Below are 22,542 nucleotides of genomic sequence, written 5' to 3' on the forward strand. Positions count from 1 at the left end.
GTGTGCGCCCAACTGTGCAGGTCAGCCCGACCATTTGCGCAGTGTCATGAGGCAAAAATGGGCATGGAATATGCTTCAAGTAGCCGTTTTACCTGATCCCCGCTGCCACAGGCTGGCGGGGTTTTTCGCATATCATGACGATTGAATGCTGTACTCGCCAAACTGGCGACAGCACCTGCATGTCCAGGCCCCGACCCGATGAAACAACACTACCTCACGCCGCTATTTGAACCTGCCTCGATTGCTGTGATCGGTGCCTCTGTCACTGAGGGCGCGGTGGGTACCACCGTGTTTGGCAATTTGATCGAGGGCGGTTACGGCGGCGCGCTGTACCCGGTCAATCTCAAGCATGCCGATGTGATGGGGCACAAGGCGTACAAGAGCATTGGCAAGATCGGTAAACCGGTGGATCTGGTCGTTATCACCACGCCGCAGCGTACGCTGATCGACATGGTGACTGAAAGCTGCCGCCACGGCGTGAAGGGTATTGTCATCATGTCGTGCGACTTTGTAGGTACGGCGGATAAGTCTCGTGATTTGCTCGACAAAATTCTGGTCATTTGTCGCCAGTACAACGTGCGTTTGCTCGGCCCCACTGTCTTTGGCCAGGCGCGGCCGGTCAGCAAGCTAAACAGCGGCAATTACGCGGGAGCGATCAAACCGGGCAGCATGGCGCTGGTGTCGCAGTCCTCTTCTGTTGCGTCAGCCATTCTGGATTGGGCCGAGTCTCAGGACGTGGGTTTCTCGTCCGTGATTTCGCTGGGTTCGGCGGTCGATATGGATGTTGGCGAAACGCTGGATTACCTTGTTTCGGACCCTAAAACCCGTAGTATTTTGCTGTACGTCGAAGATGTCAGCGACGCGCGCACGTTTATGTCTGCCTTGCGGGCGGCAGCGCGGACCAAGCCCGTCATGGTGCTCAAAGTGGGGCGTTACGATGGCGGTGAAAAACTTGGTCGCACCCATTCGGAGCGTCTGATCGGTAGCGACGAAGTGTTCGATAACGCCCTGCGCCGCGCCGGCGTGCTGCGTTTGCGTTCCATCAACCAGTTGTTCATTGCCGCGCGCGTGTTGCCGCGCAATTACCGCACCCGTGGTCGCCGGCTGGCGGTGATTACCAACGGCATTGGCGCGGGGATGATGGCGGTCGACCGTGCGGGCGATTTGCACATCCCGCTGCCGCGTCTGACACCGGCCACGATCACGCGGCTGGATGCTTTTTTGCCCGCGCAGTCCAGTCACGACAACCCGATCGACATCCTGGGCAACGCCTCTGCCGCGCGTTTTCACTCCGCCACCGAGGCTGCGCTGGAAGACGAGAACATTGATGGCGTCCTGGTGGTGTTCACCCCGCAAATGGGTACCGATCACATGGCGACGGCAGAGGCCATGGTCGCGCTGGCCAAAACCACAGACAAACCGCTTTTGCTGGCCTGGATTGGCGGCAAGAAAGTACAGGCCAGCCGCAAACTTCTGGCCAAGCACAATATGGCGTTTTTCAGCACGCCAGAACACGCGGTTGAAGTCTTCTGGTCGCTGGCCTCCTGGCAATACAGCCAGCAACTTTTGTTGCAAACGCCCGGCCCGCTGGGCGAGTGGGATGCGCCGGATATGGAGTCCGCGCGCATGATCGTAGATGCTGCGCTGGGCAGTGGCCGCCAGATGCTCGACGAACTGGAATCCAAAGCCCTGCTGCGGGCTTTCCATATCCCGGTGACCACGACAGTACGCGCGGCAACGGCCGAAGCTGCCGTGACCGCGGCGATGGGTGTCGGCTTGCCGATTGTGCTCAAGCTGGATGTTGAAGGCTTGACGCACAAGACCGATTTCGATGGCGTGGCACTGAACCTTGTCACCCTGATGGCGGTTTCCACCGAAGCGACCCGTATGCTGGCGCGCGCGCGCGAACGCTTTGGTGATCGCGTGCGCGGCCTGACCGTGCAACCGATGATCAATCGCAAATACGGCCGGGAACTGATGGTTGGCGCGACCCATGACCCGGCATTTGGGCCGGTCATCAGCTTTGGCGCGGGCGGCGTGGGCGTGGAAGTCTTCAACGATGTCGCCGTGGCGCTGCCGCCGCTTAACGATTACCTGGCCGATAACCTGATCCGCCGCACCCGTGTCAAAAACATGCTGGGCGAATTCCGTAACCGCCCACCAGCCGATGTGGACAGCGTCAAACACATCTTGCTGCGTATCTCTGAAATGCTGTGTGAGTTCCCGCAGGTGCAGCACCTGGACATCAACCCGCTGATCGCTGACGAAAACGGCGCCATCGCGCTCGATGCACGGATCTTCCTGGCGCCGGTCGCTGCCGATGCGCGCCGCTATGGCCATATGGCCATTCACCCGTACCCGTCGCACCTGGTGCAGGTTACGCAGCTCAAGAACGGCATGCCGATGACCATCCGCCCGATCCGTCCGGAGGATGCGGAAATGATCGTGCGCTTTGTCGATGGGTTGTCGGAAGAAACGCGTTACAACCGCTACATGAGTACGCTCAAGGCGCTTTCGCAAATCCAGCTGGTGCGGTTTACGCAGATTGATTACGCCCGTGAAATGGCGCTGGTCGCGACCGTGCAGGGCAGCGCGGGAGAAATGATTGTCGCCGTCGCACGCTTTGTGGTGAATGTAGATAACGACAGCTGCGAATTTGCCATCGTGATCGACGATGACTGGCAAGGCAAAGGCCTGGGCGGACGCTTGATGGAAGCGCTCTTTAACGCTGCGCGCGATATGCGCCTGTCTACCGTGGAGGGAGAGGTGCTCTCCAGCAACAGCAATATGCTGGCGTTTATGCGGCGCCTGGGGTTTGTGATCAACAAGCACCCTGAGGATGACGGGTTGAAGTGGGTGGTGAAGGCGCTGTAAACCCGAGCGTTGTGCGCGCATAAAAAATCCCGGCCTTCTACCAGAAAGAGGCCGGGATTTTTACATCCGGAACAGGATGGTTATTGCAGCTGCGGCAGATCAAACACCAGCACTTCCGCACCATTGCCTTCGCCTACAGTCACCGCGCTTTCCGCGCGAATCTTGGCGGCATCGCCGGCTTCCAGCTTCTGGCCATTCACCGTGACCGTGCCGCGTGCAACGTGCACGTACACCAACCGTTCCGGGTTCACCTTCAGCGTGGTGGTTTCTGCGCCGTCAAACAGGCCGATATAGAGCTTTGCATCCTGATTGATGGTCACAGAACCGTTTTCACCCGTGCCACTGGCCACCAGCCGGAACTTGCCGCGCTTGTCTTCTTCCGGGAAGGTCTTTTCCTCGTAAGAAGCGGGAGCCGCCTTGTTCGGGATGATCCAGATCTGCAAAAAGTGCGCCGGGTTTACTGCAGACGGGTTGTATTCCGAATGCACCACGCCGGTCCCTGCGCTCATGCGCTGGACATTACCCGGCTTGATGATGGAACCATTCCCCATGTTGTCTTTGTGCTCCAGTTCGCCTTCCAGCACGTAGCTGATGATTTCCATGTCACGGTGCGGGTGCGAGCCAAACCCCTGGCCAGCGGCGACACGGTCTTCGTTGATGACGCGCAGCGGCCCGAAATGAACGTGGTTGTTGTCCTGGTAACCGGCAAACGAGAAGCTGTGCCAGCTATCCAGCCAGCCGTGGTTGGCGTGGCCGCGGTCTTGGGCTTTGCGTAGCGTGATCATGGTGTAGCTCCTTCAGTTGCGTTGAACATGTGTTGTATTATATTCAAGAAAACGGCAAAGATAAGGGCCGTTCTGGATAACTCTGTTGCGTAATTCGGGATAATCTTCAATGCTGCGCTTGAATCTGGAAGCCCTTGAAATACTGGATGCCATTGCCAGAAAAGGCAGTTTTGCGGCGGCAGCGGAAGAAGTTCACCGTGTGCCTTCCGCTGTTACCTATATCATCAAAAAACTTGAAGATGAGATGGGCGTGCAGTTGTTTGACCGCTCTGGCCACCGCGCTCGCCTCACGCCAGCAGGTGAGACGCTGCTGGAGCAAGGCCGCCATTTACTGCGCGCAGCCTCTGATCTGGAATACCGCGTCAAACGGGTCGCCACCGGGTGGGAGCCCGAGCTACGCATTGCCATCGATACCATGGTGCCGTTCTCGGTGATTACGCCGTGGATTCAAGCCTTTGACCAATGCAATTCTGGTACGCGCCTGCGGTTTTTGCACGAAGCGCTGGCCGGTATGTGGGATGCACTGATCGATCATCGCGCTGACCTGGCCATTGGTGTCTCGATGGACACCGCCCACGGTAGCGGGTTTACCAATCACGATATTGGCGATGTCGAGTTTGTCTTTGCCGTCGCGCCTTCGCACCCATTGGCCCATGTACCAGATCCGCTGCCGCCTGATCTGATCCAGCAATATCGTGTCATTGCCGTCGCAGATAGCTCGCGTTCGCTGGTGCCGCGTACCGTCAATATCTTGCAGGGTCAGGAAACGCTGACAGTGCATGATGCCCGGACCAAACTGCAGGCGCAGCTTGCCGGCCTTGGCTGCGGTTATCTGCCGCGCTGCATGATCCGCCAGGAACTCGCAGCTGGACGCCTGATCGAGAAAACCCCGGCCGGCCCGCAGCATGTGCCACGCTTTCATGCAGTCTGGCGCAACAATCAACCGGGCAGGGCGCTGGCCTGGTGGATAGACCGGTTGCGTACCGATACCCGTATCGCTGACTGGCTGGCAGGGCGGCTGGAATGCTGATCCGCACACTGCATGCAAAAAAAGCCCACGTATATGCGTGGGCTTTTTTTTGCTGCCAATGCGCGATGAAGAGGAGCCAGCAGGCAAGGCGTACAAGTGCAGAAAGTACACACTAAATGCGGCCTGCGGGTTCCTCTTCGCCGTGCAAATTACTTGGCGCCAGCTTCAACCGGAATGGTCAGCTTCACTTCGTCCGATACGGCCGGGACGAAGGTGGTCATGCCAAAGTCGCTGCGCTTGATGGTGGCGGTGGCTTCAGCGCCGCACCAGAACTTCTTCATCATCGGGTGATCGCCGCAATGGAAGTTGGCGATGTTCAGTGTCAGCGGCTTGGTCACGCCCAGCAGGGTGAAGTTACCGTTCACGGCAACCAGCTTGTCGCCGTCAAACTTGAAGTCGGTCGACTTGAACGTCATGGCCGGGAATTTTTCGGCGTTGAAGAAATCCGGGCTCTTCAGGTGCTTGTCGCGAGCGGCCCAGCCGGTAGACAGGCTGTTGGTATCAATGGACACATCCAGCGAACCGGTTTTCTTTTCCTGGTCAATGACCACGGTACCGGTGGCTTTTTCGAAACGGCCCATCTGGTTGGAGTAACCGAAGTGGCCGATTTCAAAGTACGGCTGGGTGTGGGAGGTATCCAGTTCCAGAGTTTGCGGGGCAGCGAAAGCAGCAGAGGCAACGCAAGCCAGGGCGATGGCAGCAAGTTTCAGTTTCATGGTTGTTCCTGAGTAGATATACAGCGTGTTGATGGTATGTTTTGACCGGCCAGGCATGGCTGGCTGGTCTTGTTGCCAGATCAGTTGGGCTTGCCCGACAGAACCAGCTTGAACTTCACGGTGACTTCGTCAGCCACAGTGCCGGTGTCGGCCCATTCGCCATCACCGATCTTGTATTGCAGGCGCATCATGGGGAAGCTGCCTTCCACATCCAGATTCGCGCCATCTTGTTTGGTGGCCAGTTGCGCCACGATGTCTTTGCTCACACCCTTGATGGTCAGTTTGCCGCGCGCTTCAAACTTGCCAGCGCCCACAGCCTTGACGGAACTGGCCACAAACGTCGCTTTGGGTGTGGTGCTGGTGTTGAACCAGTCTTTGCCTTGGGTGGTCTTGTTGCCATCCGCGCTGCCCACATCAATGCTGGTCAGATCAACATTGATGGTGGCTTGGGTTTTTTCTGGCTTGGCCGGATCGAAATTGATATTGGCGTCAAAGCGCTTGAAGCTGCCTTCCACCGGGACATTCATTTGTTTGAATGCAAAGCCGATCTTGCTTTGCGCCGGCACCAGGGTTTGTGCTGCCATGGCGGACATGCTGGCAAAGCCAAGGCCCGCAGCCAGGATCACAGTGGTCAAAAAACGTTTTTTCATTGTCGGGTTCCACAAAGTTCAGTCGTCAGACTGGATGTTGAAACGGTTAAGCCGGTTGTTCAGGACTTGCCCGGCAGCATGCGGCGCAGGGTGTCGTCTTTATCGATGACATGATGTTTGATGGCCGCAGCGGCATGCATGGCCACCAGTGCCGCCAGGATCCACGCCAGCGTCTTGTGGGCGGTTTCCAGAATCTCGCCCAGGTCGTGATCTACCGGTACCCAGTCAGGCAGCGGCAATACGCCAAACAGCACCACCGGGATACCCTTGGCCGAACTCATGGCCCAGCCCGCCAGGGGCAGGACAAACATCAGCAGATAAAGCGTGTGGTGCGTCGCATTGGCCACCACCACTTGCCAGCGTGGCTGGTTGGGCAATGGGGCGGGCACGCCTTTGGCATGGCGCCAAAGCAGGCGCACGGCCACCAGAATCAGGACGGAGATCCCCATCCACTTGTGATAGGAATACAGACGGAACTTCAGCGGCGAGAGCGGCAGTTCGTCGATATACAGCGCCAGACCAAACGCGGCGACGATCAATGCGGCGATCAGCCAGTGCAAGGCGATATGAAAGCCGTCGTAGCGCGTGCGTTTCATTGTCCAGATACCTCAGATGATGGTTGGATAATCAGAAATGACTGTAGTGCAGCACTATATCGGCGGGTTGGTACGCCATGCCAGCGAAAAGTTCTGGCTAATTTGTTCAATTTTTTTGAATGTTGCTCCAACGCGCCGCCAATGCCCGGTTATTGGCCTTTGATCGGCCATGACGAGAACGCTGTAGCGCACTGTTTTATTCCATTACGGGTACAAGAAAAGAACGGATGTTTCGATTTTTTGCGCGAGCTGTAGCCATGTTTCAAACACTACTCAGTTAGAATCGACCCGCAAAATGTGCTGCGCCTGCGGGCGCGTTGTACCAGACCCGGGAGATGGCATGGACGAACTAAAAAAACTGGTAGACGGTTTTCACCGCTTCCAGGGCAAATATTTTGGGCAGGACACCAATCTTTTTGAACAACTCAAGCGTGGCCAGAGCCCGACATCGCTGGTAATCGGCTGTTCTGATTCTCGCGTAGACCCGGCCCTGCTGACCGATTGCAACCCCGGCGACATGTTCGTGGTGCGCAATGTGGCCAACCTTGTGCCACCGTATGAAAAGGACGGCACGTACCACGGCGTTTCGTCGGCCATTGAATTTGCAGTCTGTGATCTGCAGGTCAAGCGCATCATCGTGCTGGGGCATTCATCCTGCGGCGGTATTGGTGCCTTGCTCAAGGGCTACAACCCGAAGACCGAAGCCAACTTCGTTGGCCGTTGGGTCCGCATGGCAGAAAGCGCCCGCCAGTATGTGCTGGACAACTATGGCGACAAATCATTGCCCGAGCAGGTCCGTGCCTGTGAAATGGCTGCGATTGTCGTTTCGCTGGATAACCTGATGAGCTTCCCGTTCATTGCCGAAGCTGTTCAGCAAGGCCGGTTGTTCCTGGTCGGCTGGTACTTCGATATTGAGCAAGGTGAGTTGCATCAGTATGACGCTGCAACCGGCAACTTCCGTTCGCTGGTCGCACCGCTGGCTGAGTAACCCCCTGTTAGACCTGCTGCTGCGGCGGCAAATAAAAATAGGCGCGGAAATCTCCGCGCCTATTTTTACATCCGGGTTATTTGACTTCAGTTTTTCGGCTCAGCCATGTGGAACAGCTTGCGCAGTTGATGCGCCACGCCCGCTTCGGTGTTGAGGCCGATTTGCGGGACATTCGGCAGCGCGTCGGTCAAGCGCGGGTTGGCGTTACCCATCACAAACGGGTGGCCAGCAGTTTGCAAAAGCTGGATGTCATTGGGACCATCGCCAAACGCAATACAGTCGGTGGCAGGGATGCCCAGTTCAGCCAGAACGGCCGTCAACGCGTGCCCCTTGGAGACGGTCGGTGCCATGACTTCCAGGCAATCAGGCATGGAGAAGGTGACATACAACTCGTCGCCGAAGCGCTCGATCAGTTTTTCTTCTACGGTCAGCAGATGTTCGTGCTCGCCAATGTAGAGCACCTTGGCGATGCCTTCGCCAGAGTGGTTGGGCAGATCAGCCAGCTCATAGCTGAAACCCGAATCCTGGTGCAGGTCAGCCAGCCATTGCGCGTGCGAGCCTGCCAGCCATTGTTCGTCCAGATACACGTTCAGGTGCGTGCCTTCAGAGAACTCGGCTTGCAGCAACTGGCGCGCGACTTCAGGCTCCAGGTTTTCTGCGTACACCAGACGGTTATCCCAGTCATGCACGCGTGCACCGTTGGAGGTAATCAGATATGCCCGCACGCCCAGTACATCACGAATGCCGCGCACATCCAGGTAATGACGGCCGGTCGCGATCACAAAATGCACGCCTTGTGCCTGCAAGAGACGCAGGGTTTCTGCCGTGTAGGCATCTACCATGTGATCGGCATTGAGCAACGTGCCGTCAAGATCGGAAGCAATAACCTGGTACATGAAGCATTCCTTGAGCGTAAAAGTGGATTCTACGCGAACTGGACGCCTCGTTTCGATTGGGGATAGTGCCTGGCTTGCTGACTTCCGGTGGCAATACCGGAAAATGGCGGGTTATAGCCAAAAAAAACACCGCCAGATCATCATTTTCCGGACCGGAAAAAGACGACGCTAGACGGTGTTTCCGGCCGCGTGAACAGCGGCCGGCCAGGAGGAGAGGGTGATTAACCCAGGAACGGGTAGTCGGTGTAACCCTTTTCTGCGCCACCGTAGAAGGTGGACTGATCTGGCGTATTCAGTGCTGCGCCCCGGCGGAAGCGCTCGACCAGATCCGGGTTGGCAATGAACGGACGGCCATAGCCGATCACATCGGCGACACCTTGAGCCAGGCGGGCTTCGCCGCTCTCGGCGGTATAGCCACCGCAAGTGATAATGGCGCCGGTGAAGTTCTGGCGGATGCCACGGCGGAACTCATCAGACAACGGCGTGCCGCCCACCCAGTCCGGCTCGGCAATGTGCAGGTAGGCAATGCCGCGCTTGCTGAACTCAGTGGCCAGATACAGCGTCATGGCTTCGGATTCGGTATCGGTGATGTCATGGCCCGGGAACGCGGGGGACAGACGTACACCAACATGGTCAGCACCGATTTCGGCAACCACAGCATCCAGCACTTCCAGCAACAGGCGAGCGCGGTTTTCCAGGTTGCCGCCGTATTGGTCGGTACGCTGGTTGGTGCCGGTAGCCAGGAACTGATGCAGCAGATAGCCGTTGGCGGAGTGGATTTCGACGAAGTCGAAACCGGCACGTTTGGCGCGTTGGGTGGCGGCGACGTAAGAGGCAACAATACCCGGCAGCTCAGCGGTTTCCAGGGCGCGCGGGGCATCGCACGGTACGGTAGCCGGCGTGCCGTCTTCTTGCACGACAAAGCAGGTGGAGTTCGATGCCTGGATGGCGCTGGCAGAGACTGGTGCCTGGCCGTTCGGTTGCAGCAAGCGGTGAGAGATCCGGCCGACGTGCCAGATTTGCAGGGAGAGCTTGCCACCCTTGGCGTGTACGCCATCAACGACGCTCTTCCAGCCGGCTTCTTGCGCGTCGGTGTAGATGCCCGGTGTCCAGGCGTAGCCCTGACCTTGTTGCGAAATCTGGGTGGCTTCAGTCACGATCAGGCCGGCGGTAGCACGTTGCGCGTAATACGTGGCGTTCAGTTCTGTCGGGTTTTCACCCGGCTTGCTGGCGCGCGAACGAGTCAGTGGGGCCATGGCCAGGCGATTGGCCAGTTCAACATGGCCAACCTTGACCGGCGTGAGCAGTTTATCCAGAGACATGAGACTTCCTTTTGTAGAAGGGGTAATTGTTAAGAAACCGGGGTGGGGTATCTTGCGCGGTTGTAGATGCGCGCCGGATGAAGTGTTTTCAATTAGACCGGTCAATTATTTTTTTGGAATAAGCAAACAAGCAAAAGATGGGTTGAGGCAGGCAGCGAAAGCGCCGCAGCTACATATCAGCCCACGGCGCATGAGGGGAGGTGACTGGGTCAGGGCGCGATGAGTTGTTTGGTCACCGCCATGGCGGTTTCCAGCGGTACGCGATCGCGGCGCAGCTTGGTCATCAGACTGGCGCCCAACCACATTTCGTAAATGGCGAGTGCGAGCGATTCCGCCGACTGCAGCTTGTTGATCTCGCCGGCGTCCTGACCCTTGGCCACGGTGCGTTCCAGCGCGGCAACAATGTGATTGCAACCACTTTGCAGGGCGGCGCGCATTGTGTCAGACAAGTCGGCGACTTCTGCTGCCAGTTTCACCACGAGGCAGGGCACGGTGTTGCCACAGGACTTGCCCTGCCAGGCATCAAAGAACTCGACCAGATGATCGTGCGCCGAGCCTTGCGGGGCGTTCAAACGCAATTTGGCGTCTTCCAGGTAGTTGGCGAAATAGCGTTCCAGCAGGGCGACACCGTACGCTTCTTTCGAGGCAAAGTAGTGGTAGAACGAACCCTTGGGAACATCGGCCGTGGCCAGGATTTCAGCAAGACCCACCGCGGCAAAACCCTTGCCGAGGATAATTTGTTCACCAATTGCGAGCAGATGCTCACGCGTGTCTTCAAAACGCTTCTTGACCATGACGTGGCAGGATTCCGGATAAGTTCAACGACGTAACCACAACTTTATCTTGTTGATGTTTAGGGAAAAACGCAAAAAATGCAGTTGACCGGCACCGTCGTTGAAGCGCCAGTCCAGCAGTTTTATGCAAGTGCAAAATAGCCGTTTTGTCTGTGGCTGTGAATCAAATCTGCGTACAGCCAGACAGCGGTGTTGTTTGTATGCCTGCGTGAACCACACTGGTGCAGCCAGCCGCGCGCAATGGCAAGCAGCTGGCTGCGCCCGGTCATGCGCCGGCTTGCAATGCCTTGGACACGATCTCGTACGTATCAGACGACAAGCCCGGCTGGCCGGCCACGCGTTCCAGCTCCGCCTTCATCATGGCACGACGTTTGGGTTCGACACGCGTCCAGCGGTTGAAGCAGGCAGCCAGACGCGCCGCGATCTGCGGGTTGATCTTGTCCAGATCCAGCACGCGGTCCGCTGCAAAGGCATAGCCATAACCGTCGGCCGCGTGAAAGCTGGCCAGGTTGCGGTTGCAGAACGCGGTAATCAACGCACGCACTTTGTTGGGGTTGGTCATGGCAAACGCCGGATGGTTCATCAACTGCTGCACGCGGGCCAGTGCACCCGGACGGTCAGACAGGGCTTGCAGCGTGAACCATTTGTCCATCACCAGCGGGTCGTCTTGCCACATGGCGGCAAAGTCGGCCAGATACTGATCGCCGCCTTCGCGCTGGCTGAACGCAGATAGCGCTGCCAGTTTGTCGGTCATGTTGTCTGCGTGACGGTACTGATTGGTCAGCAATTCGGTAATACGCGGTTCGTCCAGTTCGCTGAGGTAATCCAGCGCCACATTCTGCAAGCTGCGGCGGCCGGCTTCGGCCGCGTTGTAAACATAGGGTTCAGTGCTGTGTAAACGCTGGTACGTGGCCAGCAGCGGGCTGCGCAGTTCACGGGCGAGCGATTGCTTGAGCGATTGACGCACAGCGTGCAGACGGCTGGGGTCGACGTCAGACAAGGCCTCAAACAAGAATTGCTCGCTCGGCAGTTGCAGCATCAAAGCCACGAGTGCCGGATCAAGGCGATCTTGCGTCAGCAATTTGTCGAATGCCGCAACCAGTTGGGTCGGTGCAGCGTTGCTGCCACTTTCTTGTTGGTAGCGCTGCAGCAGCAGACGCGTCAGGTAGGTGTTGGCGGCTTCCCAACGGGCAAACGGATCGGTGTCGTTGGCGATCAGGAAAACCAGATCGTCATCGGTATATGGGTAATCCAGTTTCACCGGCGCAGAGAAATCACGCAGCAGCGAGGGCACCGGGTGGCTGGCTACGCCGGTAAAGACGAGGCGTTCGGTGGCTTCTTTCAATTCCAGCACGCGGCTGGTTGCGCCAGGTACGGTTTCGCCTTCCAGGGTCAGCGGCAGTTCGGCGCCCGTGGTGCGATCAATCAGGCCCAGCGCAAACGGGATCAGGTACGGCTGCTTTTCTGGTTGGCCCGGGGTAGCGGGGCAGCCTTGCTTCACGGTCAGGGTGAAGGTCTGGGCCGCGGCATCGTAAACGCCTTCGACGTCCAGGCGTGGTGTGCCAGACTGACTATACCAGCGCTTGAACTGGGTCAGATCCAGGCCGTTGGCATCGGCCATGGCAGCAACAAAATCGTCGCACGTCACGGCCTGGCCGTCATGGCGCTTGAAGTACAGATCCATACCCTTGCGAAAGCCTTCCTTGCCGGTCAGGGTGTAGATCATGCGAACAACTTCAGAGCCTTTTTCATACACGGTGGCTGTATAGAAGTTATTGATTTCAAGGTAAGAATCCGGGCGTACCGGGTGGGCTTGCGGGCCTGCATCTTCGGGGAACTGGTACTCACGCAGTGTGCGCACGTTGCCGATACGCTGCACGGCGCGGCTGCCGATGTCACTGGAGAACTCCTGATCGCGGAACACGGTCAGGCCTTCTTTGAGCGAGAGCTGGAACCAGTCCCGGCAGGTCACGCGGTTACCGGTCCAGTTGTGGAAGTACTCATGGCCAACCACGGCTTCGATGCCGTCAAAGTCGATGTCAGTCGCGGTTTCAGGGCGGGCCAGCACGTACTTGGTGTTGAAAATGTTCAACCCCTTGTTTTCCATGGCGCCCATATTGAAGTCGCTCACGGCCACAATCATGTAGGTGTCCAGATCGTATTCCAGACCAAAACGATCTTCGTCCCACTTCATGGCGGCTTTGGCAGAGGCCAGTGCGTGGTGGCATTTCTCGACATCGCCCGGCTCAACCCAGACTTCAACATTCACATTCTTGCCGCTGGCGGTCGTATGGCGGTCGGACAAGACCACCAGCTTGCCGGCAACCAAAGCAAACAGATAAGACGGTTTGCGGAACGGATCAACCCACTTCACCCAGTGGCGATTGCGATCCATCTGGCCCTGGTCGACGCGGTTACCGTTGCCCAGCAACACCGGGTAGCGGGTTTTGTCGGCGATGATGGTGGTGGTGAACTTGGCCATGACATCCGGGCGATCCAGATACCAGGTAATGCGACGGAAGCCTTCGGCCTCACACTGCGTAAAGAAGTTGCCATTGGACACATACAAGCCGGAGAGCGCGGTGTTGGCCAGCGGGTTGATGCGCGTGGCGATCTCCAGAATGCATTCGTCAGGCAGGGTCGGGATAGTCAGGCTGGTATCGGCCAGTGCGAATTCGCTGGCATCCAGCGTCTTGCCATCCAGCTTGATGCTTTCCAGTGTGAGTTCTTCACCATTGAGCACCAGCGGCGCGCCGGCATCCGGGTGGGCCGGATTGCGTTTGAGTACCAGGCGAGACAGCACGCGGGTGTTGGTTTCTTCCAGTTCAAAGGTCAGATCGACACGGTCGATCAGGAACGGAGGCGGGGTGTAATCCAGACGCTGAATGGCTTGACGTTGTTCTTGCATGACAGATGCTTACCTGAACGGGTGGCTCAAACATCACTGCCGGTGTATTCACGGCGGACGCTTTGTTGGAATCGCGCCCACGCGGCGGCTTGTGGCCCAGCGCGGGCAAGGTGTTCCGTATATGGGCGCGATGCTAACGAAAATCAAGGTTGGCGGGCATCAGGGCTGCCCCGCATGAGGATGAAAAACAACGGTGGCAAGTGGCCCCCATGCGCGAAGCCACAGCGGGGTTTTGGCACTTATCTGCAAAATAGATAAGCCTTTTTTATATTCCGCCTCACGATTTCAATAGCTTAAAACAATCTTCTGATGGAAAACCTGCGCTGGTATCATCCAGGATTACGCTCAAAACAATGGCAGTGGCTTGCATGTACGTTTACGACGATTTTGACCAGAAAATCGTGGATCAGCGCGTGGCGCAGTTCCGCGATCAAACCCGCCGCTATCTGGCCGGAGAATTGACCGAAGACGAATTCCGTCCGCTGCGTTTGCAGAACGGTTTGTATATCCAGCGCCATGCGCCCATGCTGCGCGTGGCGGTGCCCTATGGTGAGCTGAACAGCCGCCAGGTGCGCATGCTGGCCGAAATTGCCCGCAAATATGACCGCGGCTATGGCCACTTCACCACGCGCCAGAACATCCAGTACAACTGGCCGGCGCTGGAAAACGTGCCACAAATCCTGGCTGATCTGGCCACTGTACAGATGCACGCTATCCAGACCTCGGGTAACTGTATTCGCAATACCACCAGTGACCAGTTTGCTGGCGTGGCGCACGACGAGATTGTCGATCCGCGCCCGTGGTGCGAAATCATCCGCCAGTGGTCTACCTTCCACCCCGAATTCGCCCACCTGCCGCGCAAGTTCAAAATTGCGGTGAACGGTGCAGCAGAAGACCGCGCTGCGATTCTGGTGCACGACATTGGTATTACCGTGCAGAAGAATGACGCTGGCGAAATCGGCTTTGCCGTGTATGTGGGTGGCGGTCTGGGCCGCACCCCGGTCATTGGTGCGCTAATCAAGCCGTGGCTGCCCAAGCACGATTTGTTGTCTTACCTTGATGCGGTGTTGCGTGTGTACAACCGCTATGGTCGTCGCGACAACAAGTACAAAGCGCGGATCAAGATTCTGGTGAAAGCCATGACGCCGGAAGCGTTCGGTGCCAAGGTTGAGCAAGAGTGGCAGCACACCCGCGGCGGCCCGATGACGCTGACCGATGCGGAAATCAATCGCGTCGCGAAATTCTTTGTCGATCCGGCTTATGAAACCCTGCCGGGCGATGATGCAGCGTTCCTGGCGGCGAAAGCCAGCAACCCGGCATTTGCCCGTTGGGTTCAACGCAATGTGTTTGGCCACAAGAAGCCGGGTTACGCGGCGGTGACGTTGTCGTTGAAGAAAACCGGCGTGCCCCCAGGTGATGCGACCGATGCCCAAATGGATGCGGTGGCGGACCTGGCTGATCAATACAGCCTTGGTGAAGTACGCGTCTCGCACGAGCAGAACCTGATCATGCCGTACGTGAAGCAGAGCGATCTCTTCGCGCTGTGGGAAAAGGCCAAAGCCATTGGGTTTGCTACGCCAAACGTCGGTCTGCTAACTGATATCGTGTGTTGCCCGGGCGGTGATTTCTGCTCGCTGGCCAATGCCAAGTCCATTCCTATTGCCGAAGGCATCCAGCGCCAGTTTGATGACCTGGATTACCTGTTTGATCTGGGTGAGCTGGACATCAATATTTCGGGCTGTATGAACTCCTGTGGCCACCACCATGTGGGCCATATCGGTATCCTCGGCGTCGACAAGAGCGGGAGCGAGTGGTACCAGATTTCGCTGGGTGGCCGTCAGGGTGCAGGCGCGAGCCTGGGCAAGGTGATTGGCCCGTCGTTTGCGCAAGATGACGTACCAGGCGTGATTGACCAGATCATCAAGGTGTTTGTTGAAGCGCGTGAAGGCGATGAACACTTTATCGACGTGGTGGATCGTTTGGGTATCGATCCGTTCAAGCAGCGTGTCTACGCCGGCAAAACCCGTGCGGAGGCTGCACAATGAGCCAGATCATCAAAGACCGTGCCATTGTTGACGACCAAACCGTACAACTGCGTTTGAATGAAGACGGTAGCTTTGCCGACGTGCCGGCTGCTGGTGTGGTGGTGGTGCCCTTGAAGCAATGGCAGGCCCAGCGCGATGCACTGATTGCGCGTGGCAACGTGGGCGTGTGGCTGGCTAGCGATGAAGAAGCTGAGGACATCGCCGCTGATCTGGCGGAGTTTGCGCTGATTGCACTGGATTTTCCGGCCTTCACGGACGGGCGCAGTTACTCCAATGCACGTCTGTTGCGTGACCGTTATCAGTACAAGGGCGAACTGCGCGCTATTGGCGACGTGTTCAAGGATGTGATCTTGTACATGAAGCGTTGTGGGTTCAATGCCTTTGCTGTGCGTGCAGATAAAGACATCAATGAAGCTTTCAAGGGTCTGGATGACTTTACCGAGTACTACCAGGGGGCGACTGATCAACCGCTGCCGCTATTCCGTCGCCGTAGTGCCGCGCACTAAGTGCTGATCGACTAAGTGCTGATCGAAATGAAAAAAACCGCCTGCGAAGGCGGTTTTTTTATGGGTATTTGCTGGCGATCCCGCTCAGCGTGTGGCGTACCCGCGTTTGGTGGCGGCAGCGCGCAGCTGGGCCAGAAAATCCTCATCGCCCTCTTGCCAGGGCTCGTCCAGCAGTTCGGACGCCAATGTGTTATTCAGGTCTTCCATGGCGGCTGGATCATCCATGCCCCAATCAATGATGTTTTCGCGAACGTGAGTCCAGTCAGCTAGCAGATCAGACAGCTGCGCCGAGGTCAGCAACAGGCCGGCCACGGCCTCGATATGGCTGATGGCGGCTTGCGCTTCGCCTTCGGAGAGCTGGGTTTCGTCATCCGGAGCAGTGGGGTGCAGAGGATCGATCATGGCGGAGTTCCTGTGTTCAACATGCAAAAAGGCGGCGATCTTACCACCTTGTGTCGCCGCAAGTGTGGGCATATGACCAGGATCTTCAAACCTGGTTGAACCGGCTGGCGGCGGAATTTCAATACTAGACATTGTCCACGGCTTTTTGCATAATGTTTGACTTGTCAACGATTGATATGGCAACAGTTTTATGTCATCTCCGGATTTTCCCGCCAGCGCCGTCCCTGTACAAACATTCCGGCAGCGCCTTATGGCGATGCTGGGTCTGTGTTTTGTACTGGTCATGGTTGCGCTGGATCAGACCGTTGTAGGTACCGCTTTGCCCACCGTGGTGGCTGAACTCAAAGGGTTCAGCCTGTACGCATGGGTGGGGACCAGTTATCTGCTGACCTCCGTGATCACCGTGCCGATCTTTGGTCGGCTGGGGGATGATCACGGCCGCAAACCGTTTGTGATTGCCGCCATCATTCTGTTCACCGTGGCATCCATGCTGTGCGGCATGGCCCACAGCATGATCGAACTGGTGCTCGCCCGTGCTTTGCAAGGCGTGGGCGGCGGCATGCTGGTGGCAACATCCTTTGCCTCGGTGCCGGATTTGTTCCCCGATCCCCATGAACGCTTGCGTTGGCAGGTGCTGTTCAGCAGTGCCTTTGGCCTGGCGAACGCCATTGGCCCTTCGCTGGGTGGTTTCTTGACCGAGTACTGCGGCTGGCGCTGGGTGTTCTTTGTGAATTTGCCGGTAGGGTTGCTGAGCGTGTGGTTTGTCTGGCGCTATCTGCCCCGCATTCGCCACGCCGAACACAAACCATCACGGCTGGACTGGCCGGGGGCGATCTTGATCGCGCTCTTTCTGGGCGGCATGCAACTGCTGGTGGAGTGGTTGCCACAGCACAAGCAACCAGGCTTGCTGGCGCTGATTGCGGTGGTGGCGATCGGTTCACTGATCAGCTTGCTATGGTGGGAGCGCCGTTGCGCCAATCCGATCCTGCCGCTGGACATGTTTACCCATCGCAGCTTGCAACCCTTGTTTGTGTTGTCGCTGGTCATGGGCTTTTGCATGTTCGCGGTGATGTACTACGCACCGTTGATGTTCCAGGGCGGTTTTGGCCTCTCGCCCAATCAAGCCGGTTTGCTGGTCACGCCGCTGGTGGTGTTCATCACGGTGGGCAGTATTGTGAATGGGCGGGTGGTGACCCGCCTGCCTCGCCCTAACGTCATTTTGTATGTAGGTTTCGGCTTTTTCTGGGTGGCGGCGTTCGGTCTGACCCAGACGGTGCTGGGCACACCGCACTGGCTGATTGTGATCACCATGATGATGGGTGGTCTGGGGCTGGGTTTGTTGCTGCCCAATCTGACCATCTTTGCCCAGGAAACCGCGCCGCGCACCCAACTGGGTGTCTCTACCGCCATGCTGCAATCCATGCGTATGGTGGGCGGCATGCTGGGTACGGCGTTGATCGGTACCTTTGTCAGCCATCGTTACAGCGCGGGTGTGGCGGATTATCTAGCCGCACAGACGCCGGCTCAAACGCAGTGGACAACGACGCTGTCTGACCCGCAAATTCTGGTCAACCATACTGTGGCGCAGCAGTTTACCGCCAGTGTGAGCGCGGCCGGGGCCAATGCGGCCGAGATGCTGGCCGCCGCCCGCGAGCAACTGGTGAGTGCCATTCACACCGGGCAGTGGGCGGTGGTGATCCTGATGGTCTTTGCACTTTATATGGTGCGCCGTGTGCCTCCGTTGCAACTCAAGCGCCGCACGGTCAAGGTGGAGGTCAGCCATGATTGATGGTGAACGTAATCTGCTACAACAAATCGGGCCGACCAGCCGCGCGCTCTATGCTGCGTTTGAGACTGAAGTAGGGCATGCCATGCCACGTTGGCGAATTCTGCAGGCGTTGCTGGATATGAAAGAAGCCACGCAGAAAGAACTGGCTCACCGCTTGTTGATTGACCCGGGTGCGCTGACGCGGCATATGAAGCAGATGGAAGCAGAACAACTGATCAGCCGTCATACAGACCCGCAAGATAACCGTCTCACCCGCGTTCAGCTCACGGCGTCGGGCACGGCAATGATCATGGCAGCGCAACCTCAGCGGCACGCGTTCTTCGCTAAAGCGCTGGCCGGGCTGGACCCGGCACAGGTCGCGATTGCCCAGGCCGTACTGAGTGAAGTCGAAGCGCGTTTGCGCGACATCAGCGCAGGCCGGCCTGCAACGCCAGACTGAGGAACGGGATCTGGCTCAGGGGGACTCGCTTGGGTCGTTCGCTGCGCCGTTGCGTTTGTCGGATTCAATCAGCTTGCGGGTGAGGGCTTTTTCCAGTCGCCCGCCAAACATCAGGATGATCAACGCCACGACTAGCGCGCTACCGGCAATGCGCCATTCGCCTGCGCCGCAAGCCAGCCCCAGCATGGCAGCCAGCCAGATTGATGCGGCAGTGGTCAGCCCCTCGACGCGGTCTTTCTCGGTGTGATGGATGATCACGCCGGCTCCGATAAAACCAATCCCGGTAATAGCCCCTTGCAGGACGCGACTTATGTCGCTTGAACTGGCACCTGCCACGCGGCTGACGGTCAGCACGGCCAGTGCGGTACCCAGCGCCACCATGGCATGCGTGCGCAAACCGGCTGGTTTGCGGTGGAACTGCCGGTTAAGCCCAAGCAATGCACCACATAGTGCGGCGGCCAGCAGGTTGATGAGGGCGTCGGACAAAGGCACAAACACAGTCGTCATGATGATCCAGTCGGTTCAGCGTGGATGCATTGTGCGGGGCGCATTCTGCTAACTCAAGTCAGGCCGCGCTGACCATGGCGCTGGCACCATTCAATGCAACACTGACCCGCTGACCGACCTTGAGCGCGTCCGCTTCTTCATGGTTCAGCAGCGTGGTTAACGTTTCATTGCCAATGGCGATGACGACGCGTGCCTGCACGCCTGCAGCCTCAATCAGCAAGACCTGACCTGCGAGTGCATAGCGACCCAGCGTATTGGCCTTAAGCAATACATCGCGCGGGGTGCCGTACACCGTCGGTGCGTCCGGCTGCAGATGTGCCACATGACTGGCTAGCCTGAAAACCTCACCTGGATCATGACTGACCAGAACTGTGGTCAGTTTTGTCCTGGCCAGAATATCGGCCAGCGCATCCTGCAAGTCTGCGCGCAACCGGGTGTCGAGTGCGGAGAGCGCTTCATCCAGCAGTAAGAGCTGCGGCTCACTTGCCAGTGCCCGCGCCAGTGCCACACGCTGCATTTGACCGCCGGAGAGTTCGCGCGGGTAGCGGTGGGCGTAGTCCGTCATACCGGTCAGCGCCAGCCAGTCAGCGCGGCGGGCTGCATCTGGCTTGGGTTGGGCAAAAGCCAGGTTGCCGTCCACGGTCATGTTCGGGAACAGTGCGAAGTTCTGAAACACGAAACCGACTTTGCGCGCGCGCGCAGGCAGCATGACTTTGCCGGTGGTATCCAGCCAGGTTTGCCCGCCAAACTCGACTGTTCCGCGCATGGGTTGCTGCAAGCCGGCCAGAATGCGCAAGAGGGTGGTCTTGCCCACGCCAGATGGGCCATACAACGCCAGGCAACCTCCCTCGGGTAGTTCGGTTTTGACATCCAGCACGCGACCCGGCAGCGCCAGAGAGAGATCAATCCGTAAACTCATTGCGCCCGCCTTTGTACGCGCTGCAAGGTCAGCAGCACCAGGAATGAAAACACCACCAGGATAGCCGCATAAGTGTGGGCCGCCGGATAGTTGAGGGATTCCATTTCCTGATACAGCGCAATGGATGCGACGCGCGTTTGATCCGGAATATTGCCGCCCAGCATCAGCACGACGCCGAATTCACCCACCGTGTGGGCAAACGCCAGAATGGCACCGGCAAACAGACCATGACGTGCATGCGGTAACCATACGCGCCACACAATGACGGGTTCACGCTTGCCGAGTGTACGGGCGGCATCCAGCAAGTCAGGCGGTGTCTGCCGCAATGCAGCCAGCAAGGGTTGAACCATAAATGGCAGGCTGAAGAGCACAGAACCCAGCACTAGCCCGTTAAAACTGAACACCAGGCGCAACGAAAAATGATGAAGCAGCCAGCCGCCAATCAAGGATGCCGGGCTGAAGGTAATCAATAAATAAAAGCCCAGCGCGGTCGGCGGGAGTACCAGCGGCAGGCTGATCAGGACTTCTGCCAGCGTACGGCCGCGGCTGCGCCCACAGGCCAGCCACGCACATAATGGCACCGCCAGTATCAGCAGAATGAGGGTCGTGAGTGTGGCGAGTTTAAGGGTAAGCAGCAGCGGTTGCGGGTCGATATTGTTTAGCACTCGATGCCCATTTCGTTGGCTTTGACCAGCCATTCCACGGCCACGCCCGGCGCCAGTGCCAGGCGGTGAGCCGAGCCCGTGGTAATGACGGCGTGGATAGGCTGACCGGCAAATTCGAAGCGCACGCGAGTCAGCAGGCTGCCGTCTTCCAGGCCGGCAACAAGGGCCGGAACGCGGTTACGCAAGCTGATCTCGCCCCCCAGATTGCGGGCGATGGCGACTTCAGTCTCTTTGAATGCCAGTGTGACTGATGCGCCTGGCGCAAGATCAGGTTTGTCCCCCACCAGCATGGCAGAGAACACCTGACCTTGCGCCTCGGCCTCAATCAGCGTGACGCCGTTTTCATGCTGCAGCGTCAGCAGGCGAGCGGCGATCCGGTTCACGGCAGGCGGTAACCGTTTTGTTCAAAAATCGCGCGGGCAGTCGGGGAGTACAGGAACTTGTAGAACGCTTGCGCCGCGGCCAGATCGTGATCTTTGGCATATTTGAGCAGGACGGCGCCCTGTTCAATCGGGGAATAGGAACTGGCTGGTACATCCACCCACTTGCCTTTGCCTTTGGCATCCGGGGCCAGCACCAAAGACTTGGCGGTAAAGCCGAAATCGGCCGCGCCAGTCACGATGTATTGCGTGGCCTGGCCAATATTGTCACCAAAGACCAGCTTGGGTTTGGCGGCATCTGCCAGCTTGTAAGTGGTCAGCGCATGGATGGCTTCACGGCCATAGGGCGCGGTTTGCGGGTTGGCCACGGCGATGTGACTGACTGCCGGATCGTTCACCAGTTTTTGCCAGTCTTCGATCTTCAGGTCACGCGTCGTCCACACCACCAGCGAGCCCAGCGCATAAGGCTTGGGGTTTTCCAGCGTCTGGCCGGCTTCTTGCAGCTTTTGCGGGAAATCCATATCCGCAGACAAGAACACCTGGAACGGTGCGCCTTGCGTGATCTGGGTATAGAACTTGCCCGAGGCGCCAAACGAAGGTTTGACCTCAATCCCGGATGATTTGGTAAACGCGCTGGCCAGTTCTGTGAATACGTATTGCAGGTTGGCGGCGACGGCCACATTCACGGGTTCGGCATGCACCGTGGCTGAAATCAGCATGGCGGCGCCTGCAGCGGCAGTTTTAAGCGGGGAGGAAAACCAGGCGGTGCGGATAAAGCGGGGGGAGATGAACATCAACTACTCCGTCTTGTCGGGTTGTCGGTCGCCGCCAGTATAACCGAGGCGAAAATGACAAAACGATAATCAATCCGGAGTAGTTGAGCTCTATATCAGGTCAGTGAGACGACCTGATACGTAGAGACCGGCGGGAGCAGACACCAGCCGGCTTTAAAGTCTGCTTAGCGGCGGCGGAACTGCGGACGGTTCCCCTGGCCACCGGTCGGGCCGGGCGCACGCTCGTCCTTGTGACGGAAGCTCACGCGGCCTTTGGTCAGATCGTAAGGCGACATTTCAACCGTCACGCGATCACCTTCCAGAACGCGGATACGGTTTTTCTGCATCTTGCCCGATGCGTAGGCAATCACTTCAACACCATTGGTCAGAACCACTTTGAAACGCGATTCCGGAAATACTTCTGCGACAGTACCTTCCATTTCAATCAAATCTTCTTTAGCCATTGTTGCTCCAGTCAGGGCTATACAAAAAACCGGAACGCGCTACACCAGCCTTGGCCAGACGGGTACGCATACGCCGGTTTTGCTCGGGTTTGCT

The 22,542-nt window shown here is 57.9% G+C and carries 22 protein-coding genes; 7 read left to right on the forward strand and 15 right to left on the reverse strand.

Annotation, left to right across the window (positions count from 1 at the left end; translation table 11 throughout):
• The first annotated feature begins 198 nt into the window (after positions 1 to 198).
• Entirely contained in the window at positions 199 to 2,874 is a 2,676-nt protein-coding gene (locus tag IEX44_RS10505; RefSeq protein ID WP_188692968.1) for a bifunctional acetate--CoA ligase family protein/GNAT family N-acetyltransferase, read from the forward strand.
• An 80-nt stretch (positions 2,875 to 2,954) separates the two neighbouring features.
• Here IEX44_RS10505 and IEX44_RS10510 read toward each other — a convergent pair whose 3' ends face one another.
• Positions 2,955 to 3,659, reverse strand: a complete 705-nt coding sequence (locus IEX44_RS10510) for a pirin family protein (protein ID WP_188692973.1) — start codon at positions 3,657 to 3,659, stop codon at positions 2,955 to 2,957.
• 109 nt (positions 3,660 to 3,768) lie between these two features.
• Between IEX44_RS10510 and IEX44_RS10515 the strand changes: the two genes are divergently transcribed.
• Positions 3,769 to 4,689: a LysR family transcriptional regulator gene (locus IEX44_RS10515; RefSeq protein ID WP_229678963.1), complete on the forward strand. Its 921-nt coding sequence runs from the start codon at positions 3,769 to 3,771 to the stop codon at positions 4,687 to 4,689.
• A gap of 149 nt (positions 4,690 to 4,838) precedes the next feature.
• On the opposite strand, the gene IEX44_RS10520 is transcribed toward IEX44_RS10515, so the two are convergent.
• The 3 genes from IEX44_RS10520 to IEX44_RS10530 all read right to left on the reverse strand — a co-directional run bounded on the left by IEX44_RS10520 (position 4,839) and on the right by IEX44_RS10530 (position 6,651).
• A complete protein-coding gene (locus tag IEX44_RS10520; RefSeq protein ID WP_188692976.1) occupies positions 4,839 to 5,405 on the reverse strand; it encodes a YceI family protein in 567 nt (188 codons plus the stop codon).
• A gap of 80 nt (positions 5,406 to 5,485) precedes the next feature.
• Positions 5,486 to 6,055 (reverse strand): YceI family protein, encoded by a 570-nt coding sequence (locus IEX44_RS10525; RefSeq protein ID WP_188692979.1) that lies wholly within the window; start codon positions 6,053 to 6,055, stop codon positions 5,486 to 5,488.
• Between the two features lie 59 nt (positions 6,056 to 6,114).
• The gene (locus IEX44_RS10530; protein ID WP_188692981.1) at positions 6,115 to 6,651 is read right to left on the reverse strand and encodes a cytochrome b; all 537 of its coding nucleotides are present in this window, start codon (positions 6,649 to 6,651) and stop codon (positions 6,115 to 6,117) included.
• 340 nt (positions 6,652 to 6,991) lie between these two features.
• Between IEX44_RS10530 and IEX44_RS10535 the strand changes: the two genes are divergently transcribed.
• Complete coding sequence (locus IEX44_RS10535) at positions 6,992 to 7,639, forward strand: carbonic anhydrase (RefSeq protein WP_188692984.1); 648 nt, start codon at positions 6,992 to 6,994, stop codon at positions 7,637 to 7,639.
• 86 nt (positions 7,640 to 7,725) lie between these two features.
• Here the strand turns inward: IEX44_RS10535 and IEX44_RS10540 are convergent, their stop codons facing one another.
• The 4 genes from IEX44_RS10540 to pepN form a co-directional block, all read right to left on the reverse strand.
• Positions 7,726 to 8,535: a Cof-type HAD-IIB family hydrolase gene (locus tag IEX44_RS10540; RefSeq protein WP_188692987.1), complete on the reverse strand. Its 810-nt coding sequence runs from the start codon at positions 8,533 to 8,535 to the stop codon at positions 7,726 to 7,728.
• Positions 8,536 to 8,756: 221 nt separating this feature from the next.
• Positions 8,757 to 9,857, reverse strand: a complete 1,101-nt coding sequence (locus tag IEX44_RS10545) for an alkene reductase (protein WP_188692990.1) — start codon at positions 9,855 to 9,857, stop codon at positions 8,757 to 8,759.
• 209 nt (positions 9,858 to 10,066) lie between these two features.
• Positions 10,067 to 10,651, reverse strand: coding sequence for a TetR/AcrR family transcriptional regulator (locus tag IEX44_RS10550; RefSeq protein ID WP_188692992.1), 585 nt, complete (start codon positions 10,649 to 10,651; stop codon positions 10,067 to 10,069).
• A 265-nt stretch (positions 10,652 to 10,916) separates the two neighbouring features.
• Positions 10,917 to 13,559: an aminopeptidase N gene (pepN, locus tag IEX44_RS10555; protein WP_188692995.1), complete on the reverse strand. Its 2,643-nt coding sequence runs from the start codon at positions 13,557 to 13,559 to the stop codon at positions 10,917 to 10,919.
• Positions 13,560 to 13,927: 368 nt separating this feature from the next.
• Here pepN and IEX44_RS10560 point away from each other — a divergent pair, with 368 nt between their 5' ends.
• Both IEX44_RS10560 and IEX44_RS10565 read left to right on the forward strand, forming a co-directional pair.
• Positions 13,928 to 15,604 (forward strand): nitrite/sulfite reductase, encoded by a 1,677-nt coding sequence (locus IEX44_RS10560; RefSeq protein ID WP_188692998.1) that lies wholly within the window; start codon positions 13,928 to 13,930, stop codon positions 15,602 to 15,604.
• Complete coding sequence (locus IEX44_RS10565; protein WP_188693001.1) at positions 15,601 to 16,110, forward strand: DUF934 domain-containing protein; 510 nt, start codon at positions 15,601 to 15,603, stop codon at positions 16,108 to 16,110. The genes IEX44_RS10560 and IEX44_RS10565 overlap by 4 nt, the downstream gene beginning before the upstream one ends.
• Before the next feature lie 84 nt (positions 16,111 to 16,194).
• On the opposite strand, the gene IEX44_RS10570 is transcribed toward IEX44_RS10565, so the two are convergent.
• Positions 16,195 to 16,512, reverse strand: a complete 318-nt coding sequence (locus tag IEX44_RS10570; protein ID WP_188693004.1) for a hypothetical protein — start codon at positions 16,510 to 16,512, stop codon at positions 16,195 to 16,197.
• A 250-nt stretch (positions 16,513 to 16,762) separates the two neighbouring features.
• Between IEX44_RS10570 and IEX44_RS10575 the strand changes: the two genes are divergently transcribed.
• On the forward strand, positions 16,763 to 18,301 hold the full coding sequence (locus IEX44_RS10575; protein WP_229678965.1) for an MDR family MFS transporter: 1,539 nt from the start codon (positions 16,763 to 16,765) through the stop codon (positions 18,299 to 18,301).
• Positions 18,294 to 18,740, forward strand: coding sequence for a MarR family winged helix-turn-helix transcriptional regulator (locus IEX44_RS10580; protein ID WP_188693007.1), 447 nt, complete (start codon positions 18,294 to 18,296; stop codon positions 18,738 to 18,740). The genes IEX44_RS10575 and IEX44_RS10580 overlap by 8 nt, the downstream gene beginning before the upstream one ends.
• Before the next feature lie 15 nt (positions 18,741 to 18,755).
• On the opposite strand, the gene IEX44_RS10585 is transcribed toward IEX44_RS10580, so the two are convergent.
• The 6 genes from IEX44_RS10585 to infA all read right to left on the reverse strand — a co-directional run bounded on the left by IEX44_RS10585 (position 18,756) and on the right by infA (position 22,448).
• Entirely contained in the window at positions 18,756 to 19,247 is a 492-nt protein-coding gene (locus IEX44_RS10585) for an MgtC/SapB family protein (protein WP_188693011.1), read from the reverse strand.
• A gap of 58 nt (positions 19,248 to 19,305) precedes the next feature.
• A complete protein-coding gene (locus IEX44_RS10590; protein WP_188693014.1) occupies positions 19,306 to 20,166 on the reverse strand; it encodes a sulfate/molybdate ABC transporter ATP-binding protein in 861 nt (286 codons plus the stop codon).
• Positions 20,163 to 20,831, reverse strand: coding sequence for a molybdate ABC transporter permease subunit (gene modB, locus IEX44_RS10595; RefSeq protein WP_229678972.1), 669 nt, complete (start codon positions 20,829 to 20,831; stop codon positions 20,163 to 20,165). Before modB ends, IEX44_RS10590 begins: the two co-directional genes overlap by 4 nt.
• Entirely contained in the window at positions 20,825 to 21,214 is a 390-nt protein-coding gene (locus IEX44_RS10600) for a TOBE domain-containing protein (protein WP_188693021.1), read from the reverse strand. The genes modB and IEX44_RS10600 overlap by 7 nt, the downstream gene beginning before the upstream one ends.
• Complete coding sequence (gene modA, locus IEX44_RS10605) at positions 21,211 to 22,005, reverse strand: molybdate ABC transporter substrate-binding protein (RefSeq protein WP_229678975.1); 795 nt, start codon at positions 22,003 to 22,005, stop codon at positions 21,211 to 21,213. The genes IEX44_RS10600 and modA overlap by 4 nt, the downstream gene beginning before the upstream one ends.
• A 164-nt stretch (positions 22,006 to 22,169) precedes the next feature.
• A complete protein-coding gene (gene infA / locus IEX44_RS10610; protein ID WP_184102568.1) occupies positions 22,170 to 22,448 on the reverse strand; it encodes a translation initiation factor IF-1 in 279 nt (92 codons plus the stop codon).
• Positions 22,449 to 22,542 lie beyond the last annotated feature (94 nt).

The sequence above is a fragment of the Silvimonas amylolytica genome (genome assembly GCF_014645555.1).
GTDB classification, from domain to species: Bacteria; Pseudomonadota; Gammaproteobacteria; order Burkholderiales; family Chitinibacteraceae; genus Silvimonas; species Silvimonas amylolytica.

What these genes read in the sequence shown, in the direction of transcription:
- IEX44_RS10590 (WP_188693014.1), bottom strand. Translation starts at nt 20,166, where the DNA reads ATGAGTTTACGGATTGATCTCTCTCTGGCGCTGCCGGGTCGCGTGCTG.
- infA (WP_184102568.1), bottom strand. Translation starts at nt 22,448, where the DNA reads ATGGCTAAAGAAGATTTGATTGAAATGGAAGGTACTGTCGCAGAAGTA.
- IEX44_RS10580 (WP_188693007.1), top strand. Translation starts at nt 18,294, where the DNA reads ATGATTGATGGTGAACGTAATCTGCTACAACAAATCGGGCCGACCAGC.
- IEX44_RS10575 (WP_229678965.1), top strand. Translation starts at nt 16,763, where the DNA reads ATGGCGATGCTGGGTCTGTGTTTTGTACTGGTCATGGTTGCGCTGGAT.
- IEX44_RS10505 (WP_188692968.1), top strand. Translation starts at nt 199, where the DNA reads ATGAAACAACACTACCTCACGCCGCTATTTGAACCTGCCTCGATTGCT.
- IEX44_RS10520 (WP_188692976.1), bottom strand. Translation starts at nt 5,405, where the DNA reads ATGAAACTGAAACTTGCTGCCATCGCCCTGGCTTGCGTTGCCTCTGCT.
- IEX44_RS10570 (WP_188693004.1), bottom strand. Translation starts at nt 16,512, where the DNA reads ATGATCGATCCTCTGCACCCCACTGCTCCGGATGACGAAACCCAGCTC.
- IEX44_RS10510 (WP_188692973.1), bottom strand. Translation starts at nt 3,659, where the DNA reads ATGATCACGCTACGCAAAGCCCAAGACCGCGGCCACGCCAACCACGGC.
- IEX44_RS10525 (WP_188692979.1), bottom strand. Translation starts at nt 6,055, where the DNA reads ATGAAAAAACGTTTTTTGACCACTGTGATCCTGGCTGCGGGCCTTGGC.
- IEX44_RS10560 (WP_188692998.1), top strand. Translation starts at nt 13,928, where the DNA reads ATGTACGTTTACGACGATTTTGACCAGAAAATCGTGGATCAGCGCGTG.
- IEX44_RS10545 (WP_188692990.1), bottom strand. Translation starts at nt 9,857, where the DNA reads ATGTCTCTGGATAAACTGCTCACGCCGGTCAAGGTTGGCCATGTTGAA.
- IEX44_RS10540 (WP_188692987.1), bottom strand. Translation starts at nt 8,535, where the DNA reads ATGTACCAGGTTATTGCTTCCGATCTTGACGGCACGTTGCTCAATGCC.
- pepN (WP_188692995.1), bottom strand. Translation starts at nt 13,559, where the DNA reads ATGCAAGAACAACGTCAAGCCATTCAGCGTCTGGATTACACCCCGCCT.
- modA (WP_229678975.1), bottom strand. Translation starts at nt 22,005, where the DNA reads ATGTTCATCTCCCCCCGCTTTATCCGCACCGCCTGGTTTTCCTCCCCG.
- IEX44_RS10515 (WP_229678963.1), top strand. Translation starts at nt 3,769, where the DNA reads ATGCTGCGCTTGAATCTGGAAGCCCTTGAAATACTGGATGCCATTGCC.
- IEX44_RS10535 (WP_188692984.1), top strand. Translation starts at nt 6,992, where the DNA reads ATGGACGAACTAAAAAAACTGGTAGACGGTTTTCACCGCTTCCAGGGC.
- IEX44_RS10530 (WP_188692981.1), bottom strand. Translation starts at nt 6,651, where the DNA reads ATGAAACGCACGCGCTACGACGGCTTTCATATCGCCTTGCACTGGCTG.
- IEX44_RS10585 (WP_188693011.1), bottom strand. Translation starts at nt 19,247, where the DNA reads ATGACGACTGTGTTTGTGCCTTTGTCCGACGCCCTCATCAACCTGCTG.
- IEX44_RS10550 (WP_188692992.1), bottom strand. Translation starts at nt 10,651, where the DNA reads ATGGTCAAGAAGCGTTTTGAAGACACGCGTGAGCATCTGCTCGCAATT.
- IEX44_RS10565 (WP_188693001.1), top strand. Translation starts at nt 15,601, where the DNA reads ATGAGCCAGATCATCAAAGACCGTGCCATTGTTGACGACCAAACCGTA.